Annotated in this window: 10 protein-coding genes; 8 read left to right on the top strand and 2 right to left on the bottom strand. The window is 48.4% G+C overall.

Annotated elements, in window-relative coordinates; translation table 11 throughout:
* Positions 1-9: 9 nt before the first annotated feature.
* On the top strand, positions 10-1,251 hold the full coding sequence (locus tag ACYVHX_RS09375; RefSeq protein WP_460671635.1) for an SUMF1/EgtB/PvdO family nonheme iron enzyme: 1,242 nt from the start codon (positions 10-12) through the stop codon (positions 1,249-1,251).
* Positions 1,252-1,288: 37 nt separating this feature from the next.
* Here the strand turns inward: ACYVHX_RS09375 and ACYVHX_RS09370 are convergent, their stop codons facing one another.
* Positions 1,289-1,999 (bottom strand): ComF family protein, encoded by a 711-nt coding sequence (locus ACYVHX_RS09370; protein ID WP_460671364.1) that lies wholly within the window; start codon positions 1,997-1,999, stop codon positions 1,289-1,291.
* 141 nt (positions 2,000-2,140) lie between these two features.
* Here ACYVHX_RS09370 and ACYVHX_RS09365 point away from each other — a divergent pair, with 141 nt between their 5' ends.
* The 6 genes from ACYVHX_RS09365 (at position 2,141) to ACYVHX_RS09340 (ending at position 13,005) form a co-directional block, all read left to right on the top strand.
* Complete coding sequence (locus ACYVHX_RS09365) at positions 2,141-2,527, top strand: hypothetical protein (RefSeq protein WP_460671363.1); 387 nt, start codon at positions 2,141-2,143, stop codon at positions 2,525-2,527.
* Positions 2,528-2,633: 106 nt separating this feature from the next.
* Entirely contained in the window at positions 2,634-6,143 is a 3,510-nt protein-coding gene (locus ACYVHX_RS09360) for a DUF4175 family protein (RefSeq protein WP_460671362.1), read from the top strand.
* Between the two features lie 178 nt (positions 6,144-6,321).
* Positions 6,322-8,184, top strand: a complete 1,863-nt coding sequence (gene mnmG / locus ACYVHX_RS09355; RefSeq protein WP_460671361.1) for a tRNA uridine-5-carboxymethylaminomethyl(34) synthesis enzyme MnmG — start codon at positions 6,322-6,324, stop codon at positions 8,182-8,184.
* A 2-nt stretch (positions 8,185-8,186) separates the two neighbouring features.
* Positions 8,187-9,077, top strand: coding sequence for a class I SAM-dependent methyltransferase (locus ACYVHX_RS09350; RefSeq protein ID WP_460671360.1), 891 nt, complete (start codon positions 8,187-8,189; stop codon positions 9,075-9,077).
* 58 nt (positions 9,078-9,135) lie between these two features.
* On the top strand, positions 9,136-10,749 hold the full coding sequence (locus ACYVHX_RS09345; protein ID WP_460671359.1) for an Ig-like domain-containing domain: 1,614 nt from the start codon (positions 9,136-9,138) through the stop codon (positions 10,747-10,749).
* 453 nt (positions 10,750-11,202) lie between these two features.
* On the top strand, positions 11,203-13,005 hold the full coding sequence (locus ACYVHX_RS09340) for a tetratricopeptide repeat protein (protein ID WP_460671358.1): 1,803 nt from the start codon (positions 11,203-11,205) through the stop codon (positions 13,003-13,005).
* 32 nt (positions 13,006-13,037) lie between these two features.
* On the opposite strand, the gene thrC is transcribed toward ACYVHX_RS09340, so the two are convergent.
* A complete protein-coding gene (gene thrC / locus ACYVHX_RS09335; protein ID WP_460671357.1) occupies positions 13,038-14,342 on the bottom strand; it encodes a threonine synthase in 1,305 nt (434 codons plus the stop codon).
* A gap of 157 nt (positions 14,343-14,499) precedes the next feature.
* Here thrC and pruA point away from each other — a divergent pair, with 157 nt between their 5' ends.
* Positions 14,500-16,131 (top strand): L-glutamate gamma-semialdehyde dehydrogenase, encoded by a 1,632-nt coding sequence (gene pruA, locus ACYVHX_RS09330; RefSeq protein WP_460671356.1) that lies wholly within the window; start codon positions 14,500-14,502, stop codon positions 16,129-16,131.
* Positions 16,132-16,437: the final 306 nt, after the last annotated feature.

The following is a 16,437-nucleotide window of genomic DNA, read 5'->3' as shown; positions in this document are numbered from 1 at the left end:
TTACGTTCAATGGTCTGCCTGCTGGCGTTTGCCGCGGTACTAGGCGCCTGTAAGTCCAAGCACCCGACCAGCGTGAAACCGGGTAAGCTCAGTACAGCCACCGGTATTGATTACAACAAAGAAAATGGATTTCAGGTAGCTAAATACAAAGGACAAACGGCCGGGCCGAACCTGGTGTTCATCGAAGGCGGACGTTTCACGATGGGCGCGCTGGAAGAAGACGTGATGAACTCGCGTGACAACCGGGAGCGGACCGTCAGTATTCAGTCGTTCTACATGGACGAAACCGAGATCGCCAACATTCACTACCTCGAATACCTCGACGCCATTCAGCGCGATTCGTCGGAAGAAATTTATACCCGCGCTCTGCCCGACACGAACGTCTGGAAAAACCCGCTGTCGTACAATGATCCGTACGTAACGCAGTATTTGCGGTTTCCCGGTTTCCGGTATTATCCGGTCGTTGGGGTTTCGTGGGAACAGGCCGTCGATTATTCAACCTGGCGGACGGACGCGGTGAACGCAAACATGTCGAAAGGCGGCAGCACAACGTCCAAGAAAAAAGGTTTCTCGCTGAAGCGGAAGAAAAAAGAGGAAGCGGCTCCGGCGGCTGAAGGCGAACAGGCCGTGGCTAAAAACTCACAAACGACCCGGGCGATGGAAAGTGGCAACATTCTGCCCAACTACCGTCTGCCGTCGGAAGCGGAGTGGGAATACGCAGCGAAAGCCATGATTGGCACGCAGTACCTGGACGAAAACCAGTCGAATCAGCGAATTTATCCGTGGGACGGTTCGTCCATCCGGAACGCCAAGAAAGGCCGGAAACAGGGCCAGATGCTGGCCAACTTCAAACGGGGTCGTGGTGACTACGCCGGGATTGCCGGTAAATCGAACGATGCTGCAATCATCACCGCCGAGATTTACACGTATCCCCCGAACGATTTCGGTTTGTACAACATGGCCGGAAACGTGAACGAGTGGGTGTATGACGTTTATCGTCCGCTGTCGTATCAGGACATGAACGACCTCAACCCGCTGCGCCGGGATGGGTACCTGGATGAAGAGAAAAATTACGATACCAAAAATGGCAACTCCATTATCAACGATAAGTTGCGGGTTTACAAAGGCGGTTCGTGGGCGGATGTAGCCTACTGGCTGGCTCCGGGAACCCGCCGGTTTATGGCGCAGGATTCGGCAACCGCTTCAATTGGTTTCCGTTGTGCGATGATCGCCGGAGGCCGGAACAAATAAGCACAGACTTTTCGAGCTCTGACCAGCGGCCACCCGACTATCGGGTGGCCGCTATCGTTATAATCCCGACTGAGCGGCTGTTTGCGGCCCGTAAAGCCGCCGTACAAGCCTCCAAAGTCGCTCCGGTAGTCAGAACGTCATCCACCAGCAATAGGCGCTTACCGGCCACTAAATCGGGCTTCTCGACGGTAAAGACCATGTTGACGTTTTCCCAGCGCCCCAGCCGGTCCTGGCCAGTTTGACTGATGGTGTCTTTGGTACGGACCAACGCGCGGTCGTTCCACGGTATTTCCAGCATTTCTGACAGTCCCTGCGCAAACCAGTCGCTCTGGTTGTAGCCCCGTTGCCGCAGTTTGGCCGGGTGCAACGGAACGCCCACAATCAGATCAATCTGTTTCGGCAACTGGCTTTCTGTTTTAAGCTGATACCCGTACCAGCGGCCCAGCAGATGCCCGACTTCCTTGCGATCCCGGTATTTTAAAGCGTGAATCAGGCGCTGGGTTTTTCCCCGCTTGGTAAAATACAGGTACGCATACACAAACTCGACCGGCACTTTCCCGGCAAACCGGTTTTGGCCCGCCACCAGTGCTTCACCCCGGTGCTGACCGGTTTCCGGTAAACGCAGCCGGCAGGTGGTGCAGATCAATTCCTCCTGATTCTGCAACGTACACTGGCAGAGCAGACACGGATTGGGATACAGCAGGTTGAGCAGGTCCTGAAAACTGCTTTTGATTAGTTTTCCGATCATTTTAACGAACTTAGTTAGCCAAAAACGTTTTAATGCAACGAACCGAATGATGCGTGCCTCTTTCGTCTTATTATATGTGACGAACGGGTTCGTAAAAAGTCATAAAAATGAGTTGAGAAACTCGCTAATCTTTTTTACGAGATGATTACACAGGAAATTGAACAGGAGTGGGAGCAGGTACTTTCTTATCTGGAAAAAGCCGTTGGCAAGCGCCCCGCCGATTTGAATAGCGTCCTTTTCCTGATTGGTGTGCAGGAGCTGGGACACGGAACGCAGATTTTCACCAAGGAGCAAAAACAGGATTTGATGCACATCGCCATCTGCAAGGTGCTGAGCCTATCCGGTTATTACGAACTGGAGGGCACCGATCAGGACGGCTGGCCGCACTGGAAGCTAGTGCAGAAAGTGCCGTACATTGATCTGTTGTCACAGGAGAATTTTTTGAAACTCCACGTCATCAAATATTTCGAAGATTACCTCGATTTGCCCGAGGCAATGCAAGCTGGTCCACCCGATAAAATTGTGTAACGATCTTTTTCGTTATCAGAAGGAAGTTAACGGTCAAATGCTTATCTTGATTTAGGATTTAGAACCGTGATTACCAGACCCGTGTCAACCTTTTAAGTATAGACCGATGCAGATGCAAGAATCCACTCAAACGCTGCTGCTGCGTATTGAAGAATACAGGAAGAAATTTTACGTAAACCAGATTGCCAAGGGCGCCATTTTTTTCATTGCGTTTTCGTTGTCGGTTTATTTACTGATGAACACGGCGGAGTTTTTTGGCCGGTTTAGCTCACCCGTCCGGAGCGTGTTGTTTTTTGGATCGCTGACGGTGATGCTGCTCGCGTTGTACTACTGGGTTGTTAATCCGCTGGTCCACCTGTACGGCCTGGGTAAATCGTTGAGCAATGAAGAAGCCGCGCAGCAGATCGGGCGGTTTTTTCCGGAGGTAGGGGATAAGCTGCTGAACACGCTCCAACTGCGCGCGCTGAGTCGCCACCAAAGCGATTTGCTGGAAGCCAGCATCAACCAGCGGTCGAAGCAATTACTGATCGTGCGGTTTGCCGACGCCATCCAGATCAATCAAAACCGGCGGTTTGTGAAGTATGCCGTTATTCCGGCGTTTATCATCGGCGGTTTGCTGCTGCTTTATCCGGCTTTTCTGACAACTACTTCGCAACGGATCATCAGCTACGACCAGGAATTTGCGGAAGAAGCTCCTTTCCAGTTCATGTTGCGAAACAAGGATCTCAAAGCTTTCCGGAACGAAGATTATACGCTGGAGCTGCAGTTGAAAGGCAATGCGCTGCCGCAGGATGTTTACCTGGTTTCGAACAATACCCGGTTTAAGTTGAACACCGATGGCAAAGGGCTTTTTACGTATACTTTCGATAATGTCCAACGCGACATTCCATTCCGGTTTGAAGCAGTTGGATTTAACTCGCCCGGCTACGAACTGGTTGTTCTGGATCGACCCGGTTTGCTGTCGTTCGACGTCAGCCTGGTCTATCCGTCGTATTTGAACAAACCGTCCGAACAACTTTCCAACGTTGGAAACCTGCTGGTGCCGGAAGGAACCCAGGTGACCTGGCGGTTTTCGGCCGCCAACACCGACTCGGTTTTGGTCAGGTTTACCGGAGAGCCGCGCGGTCTGGTTGCCGAAAAACAATCGTCGGATGCGTTTGAGTTCTCGCGCATGGTCAAGCGCTCATCCACCTATTCCGTCTCGCTGAAGAATAAAGTGGCCGCCAGCCGGGATAATATTCAGTATACGCTGAATGTGGTCAATGATAAGTTTCCGCAGGTTTCGCTTGAAAATTTCAAGGATACCACCTTCTATAATTACGTTATGCTGGGTGGCACGATCACCGACGACTACGGTTTTTCAAACCTGAAAGTAATGTACAAGGTGATCCGGGCGGGCCAGAATGCGCCGGAGAAATTGTTGACACGGGCGATTCCCTTCAACCGGTCAACCTCCACCCAGAACTTTTATTACCAGTGGGGACTCGACAGTCTGAAAATGCAACCGGGCGACCGGCTGGAATATTTTGTCCAGGTTTGGGATAACGACGTCATCAACGGTTTTAAAACCGCCCGTTCAAGCTTTGCCCAGTTCGCCGTTCCCGATCAATCCAAGCTCGCTGAAGAGGCTGAACGTTCGTCTGAAAAGACCGAGAACCAGATTAGTCAGACGCTATCAAAAGCTCAGCAGCTTAAGAAGGACCTGAATTCCCTCGAAAACCGCCTTCAAACCAAGAAAAACCTCGATTTTCAGGATAAAAAACAAGCGGAGGATTTGCTGAAGAAGCGAGAGGAATTGATGCAGGAATTGAAAGAATTGCAGGAACAGAACAAAACCAACAACGAACGGCAGCAGCGTTTCAATCAGCAGAATCCAGAACTCCTTCAGAAGTTTGAGCAATTGCAAAAGCTCATGAATGAGTTGATGGACCCGGAAACCCAGAAGTTGTATGAGGAATTGAAGAAGCTGCTGGAGCAGAAGCAGGACGATAAAATGATCGATATGCTCGATCGGTTGAAGAATAAAGAGAAAAACCTGGAGAAAGAATTGGAGCGGGCGCTGGAGCTTTTCAAGCAACTTCAGATGGAACAGAAGATGGAAAACACCATCAAGGATCTCGAGAAGCAGGCTGAAAAGCAGGAGAAATTAGCCAGCGAGACAGAAAAGAAAGAGACTCCGCAAGCCAAAGACGAGAAAGGTCAACCGAAAAAAGACGATCCACAATCGAAGAAGGATAGCGCTCAATCAAAGAAAGATGAGAACGCCCAATCGAAAAAGGACGAAAATCAACAAGGGAAGAAAGAAGAAAATGCCGACACCAAGCAGAACGAAAGCGATGCGTCTAAAAAAGAGGAGAACTCGGAGTTGAGCAAAAAACAGGATGAGCTTAACAAAGAGTTTGAAAAAACGCGCGAAGAACTGAAAGAGATCGAGAAGATGGCTCAGGACATGAAAGACAGTCAGGAGCAGGACACGCACCAGGATCTTCAGAACGAAATCAGCAACGAGCAAAAGGAAAGTCAGAAGCAGTTGGATCAGCAACAGAACAGCAAGGCTTCCAAATCGCAGAAGAATGCCGCCAAGCAAATGAAGCAACTCGGTCAGCAATTGCAGCAACAAATGCAATCGCAGGAAATGGAAGAGTCGCAGGAAAACATGGATGATCTGCGTGACATTCTTGAAAATCTGATTCAGCTTTCGTTCGATCAGGAGCGCGTGATGAAGGATTTCAAAGCGGTTTCGTTGCAGGACCCCCGGTTTGTAAAGCTCGCGCAGGACCAGCTCAAACTTCAGGATGACGCTAAAATTATCGAGGACAGTCTGTATGCCCTGGCTAACCGGGTTCTTCAAATCCAATCTTTTGTAACCCGTGAGTTGAACAACATGAAGGGTTACATGGATGAAAGCGTCAAATACATTCGGGAACGTCGATTAAATGTTGCTACATCGAAGCAGCAGTTTGCGATGACGTCGATCAATAATTTGGCCCTTATGCTCAGCGATGTCTTTAAACAAATGCAGGAGCAAATGAGCCAAATGTCTGCATCCGGTTCCGGCAAAGGCAAGAAAAAAGGCAAAGGTAAGAGCATGGCGATGGGGGAGATGCAGAAGCAATTGAATGAGCGGATGCAGCAGCTTATGAAGCAAGGCCAGAACCAGGGCCAGGGTGGAAAAGGCGGACGGGGTATGTCGGAAGAACTTTCCCGTCTGGCCGCTGAACAGTCGATGATGCGGAAGATGCTAAAAGAGCTTCAGGACGCGCAGAAAGGAACGGAATTGGGTAAGAAACTGGGCAATGAGCTAAACGAGCTCATGAATAAAATGGATGAAACCGAAACCGATCTGGTGAATAAACGGGTTAATCAAAATACAATTAAGCGCCAGCAAGATGTATTGGTTCGCTTGCTCGAATCCGAAAAAGCCATGAAAGAACAGGAGGAAGATATGCAGCGTAAAGCGGAATCAGCAAAACCGGTTATGCGAAAACCGCCCCCCCAATATGAGCAATTGGTGAAAGACAAACAAAAGCAGGTCGAATTGCTCCGTTCTGTTCCGCCCGATTTTTCACCATTTTATAAGCGTGAGGTTGATTCTTATCTTAAGAAGTTAAAGTAAGTTAAGGGGCTTCGGCCCCTTTCTTATTTTGAATCTTTTCGTTAGCTGCGGTGTTGATTTTAACAATTGTTAGCGCTTCTTCATTTTTTAATTTTCTACTTTTGTATTCTTTTTTCCGCATTCTTGTAAAATGTTTCCACGTGGAACATTTTTCCAACTTTGATAAAATTGAAATTCTATGTTTGATAAGTATGATGTAATTGTGGTTGGTGCTGGTCACGCCGGTTGTGAAGCTGCAACAGCAGCAGCGACGATGGGCTCATCCGTCTTGCTGATCACAATGAACATGCAAACGATTGCCCAAATGTCATGCAATCCGGCGATGGGTGGGGTGGCAAAAGGACAGATCGTTCGGGAGATTGATGCACTCGGTGGCCAGTCCGGAATCATCAGCGACAAATCCATGATTCAATTCCGAATGCTGAACCGCTCAAAAGGTCCCGCCATGTGGAGTCCCCGGTGTCAAAGTGATCGGATGATGTTCGCAGCCGAGTGGCGTAAAATCATGGAAGAAACACCAAATCTTGATTTTTGGCAGGATATGGTGACGGAAGTAATTGTGAAGAATAAAAAAGTAGCGGGTGTAAAAACCAGCATGGGCCTGGAAATTCAGGCGGAGTCAGTCGTGTTGACGAACGGCACATTCCTAAATGGCAAAATTTACATTGGGGAGAAAACGTTTGGTGGGGGACGAACCGCCGAACGTTCGGCGACCGGTTTAACGGAACAATTGATTCAGCTTGGATTTGAAGCGGGGCGCATGAAAACCGGAACTCCACCCCGCGTCGATGGCCGGAGCCTCAACTATTCACGGATGGAAGAGCAGCCCGGTGACGAAGAACCCGGCAAATTTTCTTACCTGAACACACCGGCTTTGACGAAGCAACGACACTGCTGGATTACGTACACAAATCCGGATGTGCATGAAATTCTGAAAACCGGCTTTGAAAAATCACCCATGTTTACGGGCCGGATTAAGGGACTAGGCCCCCGCTACTGCCCGTCCGTGGAGGATAAAATAAACCGGTTTGCCGATAAAGACCGGCACCAGATTTTTGTAGAACCGGAAGGCTGGGATACGGTGGAAGTATACGTTAACGGTTTTTCCACATCGCTACCGGAAGACGTTCAGATCAAAGCGCTCCGGAAAATACCGGGTTTTGAAAACGCCAAAATGTTCCGCCCTGGTTATGCCGTGGAGTATGACTACTTCCCACCCACGCAGTTGAAGCAAACGCTGGAAACTCAGTTGATCGACGGGCTGTTTTTTGCGGGCCAGATAAACGGAACGACGGGTTACGAAGAAGCCGCCTGTCAGGGTTTGATGGCCGGGATCAACGCGCACAACAGGGCAAAAGAATTAGGGGAGTTTACCCTGAAACGGTCCGAAGCATACATCGGTGTTTTAATCGATGATCTGATTACAAAAGGGACCGAGGAACCCTACCGGATGTTTACGTCCCGGGCCGAATACCGAACCATCCTGCGGCAGGATAATGCCGATTTGCGGTTAACCGAAAAGGGATTCAAGATCGGTTTGGCTTCGCAGGAGCGGTATGATCTGATGCAAACGAAGCAAGCCAATGTGCTGGCGATTCTGGATGAAATGAAACAAATGCGGGTGCAACCGGAAACCATCAACACCCTGCTCGACTCCCTGGGCAGCGCTCAGATTCGGGAGAAAACATCACCGTACTCCTTGCTGAGACGACCGGAAATAAACCGAAAAGAGCTGCATTTGCTGGGCGAAAACGTGGCGGATTACTTAAGCGCTTATAACCAGGAAACCGTAGAGGAAGCGGTTATTTCCGTCAAGTATGAGAGCTATGTGGAGAAGGAACGCTTGATGGTCGAACGGACGGAGAAGCTCGAAAATCTGGTGATTCGTCCCGATTTTGATTTCGATCGGTTGACGGCTTTATCGTATGAAGGGCGCGAAAAATTGAAGCGAATTCGTCCCCAAACCATTGGTCAGGCATCACGAATCAGCGGGGTGAGCGCGTCAGATATTTCCATTTTGATGGTTTATTTAGGTCGGTGAGTATGGCGGTTGAACACCTTGTCGAATGCCCGGTTTGCGGAAATCAGTCCTTTTCACACTGGATGTATTGCAAAGATTTCCTGGTTTCAGAAAGTGATTTCAGCATTCAGAGTTGCGAGAAATGCGGTTTCAAAGTGACCAATCCCCGACCGGTAGAAGAAGAGATCGGACGGTATTATGAATCGGATGAATACATCTCGCACAGCGATACCCGCAAAGGAATCATCAGCCAGTTATACCACACGGTCCGCACCATTACGGTACGGCAGAAAGTAAAAATGATTACTGAACTGTCTCCGCCGAAAGGACAGTTGCTTGACATTGGCTGCGGTTCGGGGTATTTTCTTTCGGCAAGTCAGCAGGCGGGTTGGCAAATCAGCGGTACAGAACCCGATGCGAACACCCGGCGGCAGGCAGCAGAACGGACGCAGATTCCACTGGCCCAATCTATTTTCGACCTCGACAATACCCTGCAATTCGACGCCATTACGATGTGGCACGTTCTGGAACACGTACACGCACTGCCGGAAACATTGGAATGGATCCGGGCGCATTGTCGGCTGAAAAAGTACCTGATCGTTGCCGTGCCGAATTACCATTCGTGGGATGCGAAGCATTACAAACAATTCTGGGCAGCTTACGACGTGCCCAGACACCTGTATCATTTCTCACCGGGTACAATGAAGTCGTTGCTGAACCGATACGGTTTTTCCGTGATTAATCAAAAACCGATGATATTCGATGCCTTTTACGTGAATATGCTGAGCACTAAAAACCGGGATGGAAAACCGGCTTACTTTGAAAGTTTTTGGAACGGGCTTCGTTCTAATTGGGCAGCTTACCAGGAGGGAGGAAATTTTTCAAGCTTGATTTATATCGCTCAAGCCCGCTAATAAATGAATTCTCACGCCCTGAATAGTTTGGCTATTCAGGGCTTTTTATTGCCAACTGATGAAACAAGCACTAGTTCTGTTCGCGATTATCGCTGTTTTTCTAAATTCCTGTTCGCAATATGCCGCTCCGATCGGTGGGAAAAAAGACACCCTGGCGCCGGTGCTGGTGAAGAGTACACCGATCAACAAACAGAAAAATTTCAACGACAAAGCCATCGAGCTTTTTTTCAACGAATACATCCGGGTTGAGAATCCTAACCAAAAAATTCTGATCACGCCAGAACCGGAAGCGCCTTTCAAAGCCAAAATAAAGCCCACAAGTCTGCGATTGAGTTTTGAAAAACCGTTCAAAGAAAATACAACCTACACGTTCAATTTCACGGATGCGGTGAAAGACGTCACCGAAAATAATCCGGCGCTCAGTCTCAAATTCGTTTTCAGTACTGGCAGCACGATCGATTCGCTGCGGGTAGGAGGGAAGGTAGTCGACATCCAAACGGGTCAGCCGACGCTGAACACGATGGTCGGACTTTATATTCCAAATGACACGTTAACGCCCACCAAAACCAAACCGTATTATTTTACGCGAACCGATACATCCGGTATCTTTCTGCTGGAGAATGTGAAAGATGGCCGCTACAAAGTATTTGCATTTGATGATAAAAACCTAAATCTAATCCTGAACCCGAATACGGAAAAGGCTGCATTTTTACCGGGCGAACTCGATCTGAAGGCCGACAATGACACGCTGGCGTTTCAGTTATTCTCATTTTACAACACTCCACCGCGATCGGTCCGAACCCAGCAACAGGTCAGTACATATACATATGTGTTCGATCGGGGTATTGAAAATTACAGCGTCCGTTTCACCAATCCGCAGGACAGTATTCCGTCTTACTTCCGAACGCCAACCGAACTTACTTTCTTCAATGCCAAAGCCACTACGGACACGGTTCGGATTCAGATTTCGGTCACCGATTCGTTAAAAAATAAAACCGACCTAACCCAAAAATTCAAGTTCCGGACCCCCACCCGCCGTGAAACGTCCGAGCCGGTAACGCTGACTGCTAAGCCCGCTGACAATGGGGACGTCGATCGAAACGTAGAAGTAACGCTGCAGTTTTCAAAACCGATGAAACAAATTACGATGGATTCTTTACAGGTGTTCAGCGACAGCACCAACCGGATTGCATTGAGTCCGCAGGATTATCGGTGGGAAGATAACCAGACCCGGTTTGTTTTGACAAAGCCAACTACTGCCCGAAATAATGTGATCATTCGTTTAGGAAAAGGGGCTTTTATCAGTGTGCTGAACGACTCGACCGCCCGAAACGAATTGAACTACTTCATTCGCGATCCTGAAAAGTATGGAGTGTTAACCGGAACGGTCAATACCACAGCTAAACAGTTCATCGTTGAACTACTGGATGAAAATTTTAAGCTCGTTGATAAACAAATAAACAACCCCACGTATCGTTTCGTTAACATTAAACCAGGCCGTTACCGACTCCGCGTTATTACTGATGAAAATGGCAACGGCCGCTGGGATAGTGGAAACGTCCTTGAAAACCGCTTGCCCGAACCCATCCACTTTTACACCAACACCCGAACCAAGAACATCATCACGATAAAGGCCAACTTCGATATTAGTGAAGATGTCAACGCCTTTTGAAAGGTCAATGTGAAATTAAAAAAACACAACTATTCGGTGGAAAAGTAAGTGGAAAAGTTAGGAGTCTCTGTGGACAACATGTGAAAAGGTCTAAAACTTGCTGTGGACAGTGCCGAATGGAGTGTGGATAAGTGATGTTTTGAAAAAGACCCGTGTATAACTTTACTCTTCTCCACAAATTATTCCCTTCTCTATTAACACGTGGAAATGTTTAAACTGTATCTTGTGGAAATGTGATCAGTTACCCACGGTTTTAGACAACCTGAATGTGGATAAACAAAATAGTCGTTGAAAATCAGTAACTTACATGTGGATAATTTTTTGAACGCTGTGGATAACTTATTTATGTTATTCACATTTCAACAAATTAATTGTGCATAAACGACTTGTCCACATATCCACAGCCACCAATCCTTTAAATCCTTTTATTATTTAATTAATAAAAAAAGAAGAATGAAGAAGATAGCCAGTGTCCTGATCCTGCTGTTTATCGTTGGCTTGTCGAGTGGCTTTGCTCAGGAAGGGCAGGAACTGGCCGATGAATATTTTAAAAAAGGCGAGTTTGAAAAAGCGTACACAATTTATCAGCGATTGATGAAAACGGGCGCCAGCAAACAAGTCGTGAATCACTATGTAGAGAGCGCAGTTAGGCTGAACAAAATCGGCGATGCTGAAAAAGTGCTTCGAAAGCTTACCAAATCGGATGATAAAAATCCGTACGTATTTCTGCAATCCGGTATTCTGGAGGAGAGCCGGGGTGATTCGGCTAAAGCAGAGGTTTATTTTAACAAGGCAATGGCCGTGGCCGGCAGTGCGGTAAATGGTCTGCCGGAACTGGCGCAGGATTTTGCGGAAAAAAACAAGCAAACCTGGTCGATCAAAGTCCTGAAAAAAGGCCGGGAGCAAAGTCGGGAACCGTTGGCATACGCCGGCGAACTGGCGCGCTTGTACGGCGCCGTCGGACAGAAAGAGAAGATGGTGGACGAGTTGCTGCACTGGGGACTGATTCCGGGAAACCGGGATAATGTGCAGGCGATCTTACAGGACAATCTGAAAGATGCCGATCAGAAGATGCTCGAAACCGTCCTGTACAAGAAAGTGCAGGAGAATCCGAACGAAATGTTTTACACCGAAATGCTCGTTTGGTACCTGACGCAGAAGAAAGAGTTTTACAAAGCATTCATTCAGGAACGCGCCCTCGACAAACGCTTAAAATTGACCGGTGTGCGCGTTTATGATCTGGGAGCAGTTGCACTCCAGAATAAAGATTATAAGAACGCAGCGGCCATGTTTGAGTACGTAGCGAAGGAATACCCGCAGGGGCAGCTCTACGCCTTTGCCCGCCGACTGGTCATCAAGGCCCGGGAAGAGCAGGTGAAAAACACGTATCCGGTCGATAATCTGGAAATTCGGAAACTGATTGCCGACTATCAGAAGATGTTTCAGGAATTAGGCAAGAACAACCGGACGCTTGAAGCCCTCCGGAGCACCGCGAATTTGTACGCATTTTACCTGGATGAAAAAGACACCGCTTTAACAATCCTGCAACTGGCGACCGAAATCAGTAAAAACGAAAAGACGTTTATTGATCGCTGCAAGCTGGACATGGGGGATATCTACCTGCTGAAAGGCGAACCCTGGGAAGCGACGCTGCTGTATTCTCAGGTTGAAAAATCACAGAAAGAAGATCTGCTGGGCTACGAAGCTAAACTCCGAAATGCTCGTTTGCATTACTACAAAGGCGATTTTGAGCTATCGAAAGAAGTGCTGGACATTTTGAAACAGGCCACCAGCCGGGAAATTGCCAACGACGCGGGTTCGCTTAGTTTGCTGATCATGGATAATACCGGTTTGGATAGTACAGAAACCGCCATGAAAGAATATGCCGCCATCGAACTGATGCTGTTCCAGAATAAGGTCGATTCAGCGGCTCTGGCGCTAAACAAACTCTATACCAAGTACAAGGACCACAATCTGGCTGATAACATTTTGTGGCTGCGGGCGAATACGCTGATCAAGCAGAGCAAAGTTGATGAAGCGTTGCAGGACCTGGAGAAAATTTCGGCTAACTACGGTGAAGATGTACTGGGCGACGATGCTCTTTACTTAACGGCCAAAACTTACGAGGAAAACAAACAGGATAAAACCAAAGCGATGGAACTCTACAACCAGCTTTTGCAGAAATATCCGGGAAGTATTTTTGGAGCCGAGGCCCGAAAACGGTTTCGCTCCTTACGGGGAGACATTATCAATTAAACAAAAAACCGCCGGTCCGGCGGTTTTTTGTTTTAGGCGGTTTGCAAAAGAAATTCTTTAAATTCGGCGAAGTCGGCTTTCATGGGGAAGCTTTGTTTTTGCCGGTTCAGTAGCTCTTCCAAAGCCGAGGGAATTTCCACCGGTTTGTGGATAACCGATTCAACCAATTCCTTAAACTTGGCCGGATGCGCGGTGGCCAGGGTTATTCCACTCGTATCGGGGTTTGAGTGTTGATAACTTTTCAATCCCAGGTAACCAACAGCCGTATGGGGACACATTACGTAGCCAAATTGTTGATAAACATCCGCCATCGCCTGTCTGGTCTGCTCATCGTCAAAATAATAGCCCGACAGAACCTCCTTTAGAGTGTCAAAATTGTCATCAAACAAGTGCGTTAAACGAACAAAATTGCTGGGGCTGCCCACATCCATGGCGTTCGAAATGGTTTCAACCGATGGCTCAGGAGCATACAAACCGGTATTGAGATACGTTGGCACCACCCGATTCAGGTTGGTTGACGCGATGAACTGCCGAACCGGTAAGCCCATTTTGTAGGCCAGTGCACCAGCGCTTAAATTACCGAAATTGCCACTGGGGATGGAAAAAACGACCGGTTTTTCAAGGTGTTTCACCTGACCATAGGCCCGGACATAGTAAAAACTTTGGGGAATCAGGCGGAAAATATTGATCGAATTCGCCGATGCCAGGCTAAACTGTTGATTTAATTCACTGTCCGTAAATGCAGCTTTTACCAACGCTTGACAATCATCAAAAGAACCGTCAACTTCCACGGCTGTAATGTTCTGCCCCAACGTTGTCAGCTGCTTTTCCTGTAGCTCACTGACGCGACCGCTGGGGTAGAGGATGGTCACTTTGATTCCGGGAACGCCCAGAAAACCCATCGCAACGGCTCCACCCGTATCGCCGGAAGTGGCCACCAGAATATGCACTTCCCGGTTTGACCGCTCCAGAAAAAAGCCCATCATAGCCGCCATGTAGCGGGCGCCCACGTCTTTAAAAGCAAGCGAGGGGCCGTGAAATAACTCCAGAACCTGCGTTCTTCCGTCTCCCAGTGGCACAACCGGCGTATCGAACGGAAAAGCGTGGTGGGTGATTTCTTCCAGCTTGTGGGCCGGAATGGTATCTTTAAAAAGGGTTGAGCTGATTTGAAAACCGATATCGGCGAGGGTTCCATCCGAAATGGAATTGAAAAACTCAGCGCCCATAAACGGGATTGTTTCGGGCATATAGAGGCCCCGATCGGCCGGTAGACTTCGGAGCAGGGCTTCTTCCATCGAAACCCGGAGTGAAGAATTATTCGTACTGTAAAACTTCATAATCAAGAGCGGAAAAATTGTCGCAAGTTACGAAACCTCAAACCGTTAAGCGAACAAACATTTCAACAAAGCGTAAAAACAAGGTTACAAGGGGCCGGGAACCTAAATCGGTTGCTTTCCATTATTTAAATTTGCAGGTTCAAAAATCAACAAACAGATGTCAGTAGGCTTTTTTCAGGTTCCGATTCCACAAAATGAGCCGGTGAAAGAATACCGCCCCGGTTCCGACGAGCGCACAAAACTAAAAACCGCCCTTGCCGAAGCGACGTCAAAAACGGCGGACATTCCGATGTACATCGGTGCGGATGAGGTGCGGACGGACGATAAGAAAGAAATTATTGCCCCGCACAACCGCCACCAGATTCTGGGTTATTACCATGAAGGCGACGAATCCCACGTTGAGCAGGCCATCACGGCGGCTTTGAATGCCAAAGAAGAATGGGCCAGTTTGTCGTGGGAACACCGCGCCAGCATTTTTTTGAAAGCCGCCGAACTGCTGGCTGGTCCATACCGCTACAAAATTAACGCGGCCACCATGCTGGGCCAATCCAAAAATGCCTACCAGGCCGAGATTGATTCTGCCTGCGAACTCATTGATTTTTTGCGGTTTAATGTTCATTATGCGACGGAAATCTACAGCCAGCAGCCCCAATCATCGGCTGGTGTCTGGAACCGCCTGGAATACCGCCCGCTGGAAGGATTCGTTTTCGCGCTGACTCCGTTCAACTTCACGGCCATTGCCGGTAATTTGCCAACGGCACCCGCCCTGCTGGGCAACACGGTCGTCTGGAAACCGGCTACCCAGCAGATTTATTCGGCACAGGTGATCATGGAAGTGCTGAAAGAAGCCGGTTTACCCGATGGGGTAATTAACCTAATCTATGTGGACGGCCCCCTAGCGGGTGAAGTAATCTTCAAACATCCTGATTTTGCGGGCATTCATTTTACGGGTAGCACGGGGGTTTTTCAGCAGATCTGGAAGACAATTGGCGAAAATATCCACTTGTATAAATCCTATCCGCGTATCGTCGGCGAAACCGGGGGCAAGGATTTTGTACTGGTGCACGAATCTGCTGATCCGAAAGCCGTAGCCACGGCACTGGTCCGCGGGGCTTTCGAGTACCAGGGACAGAAATGCTCGGCAGCGTCGCGTGCCTACATTCCGTCATCGCTATGGAAAGAGGTCCGTGACTACGTTCTGGCTGATCTGAAAGCCATCAAAATGGGCAGCGTAGAGGATTTCGGAAATTTTGTCAACGCCGTCATTGATGAAAAGGCCTTCGATAAAATCAGTCAATACATCACGAATGCAAAAAATGATCCGGCTGTCGAAATCATAGCGGGGGGCAATGTCGATAAAACTGCCGGTTTTTTCGTGGAGCCGACGGTGCTGGTAGCTACCAATCCGCTTTACATCACCATGTGTGAAGAGATATTCGGGCCGGTTTTAACAATTTACCTTTATCACGCCGACAATTTTGAACAAACCATTGAGTTGGTCGACCAGACCTCACCTTATGCCTTGACGGGTGCCTTTTTCGCCAAAAACCGCTACGCAATTGAGTTGGTGACTAAAAAGTTGTCGAATGCGGCCGGTAACTTCTACATCAACGATAAACCGACGGGGGCTGTAGTAGGGCAACAACCCTTTGGCGGGGCGCGGGCATCGGGCACGAATGATAAAGCCGGTTCGTCGCTGAATTTGTTACGCTGGGTGTCGGCGCGGACCATAAAGGAAACGCTGGTTTCCCCCACCGACTTTCGGTACCCATTTCTGGCGGGCGAATGAATAGGGTGTAAACTGATCAAAACAAGGATAGAATTGCATTGAAAAAAGAAACTTGCGCCAAGTCAAGTTTTTTTGAAAAAGCACTTGCGCTAAGCAAAACAAACCCCTATCTTTGCAGTCCCAATTAGATAAAACGGCTGAACGGAAGCGTTCAGCCACAGTTTTCCAAGCGAGGAAAACACGTTCTTTGACAATTTGACCAAGTAAGTAAGAAGTAAGGTTTCTGCGTAAATACAAGTACAAATCATTTACAATGGAGAGTTTGATCCTGGCTCAGGATGAACGCTAGCGGCAGGCCTAATACAT

The sequence above is a fragment of the Larkinella ripae genome (genome assembly GCF_054780775.1).
This window is presented reverse-complemented; position numbering and strand designations above follow the sequence as displayed.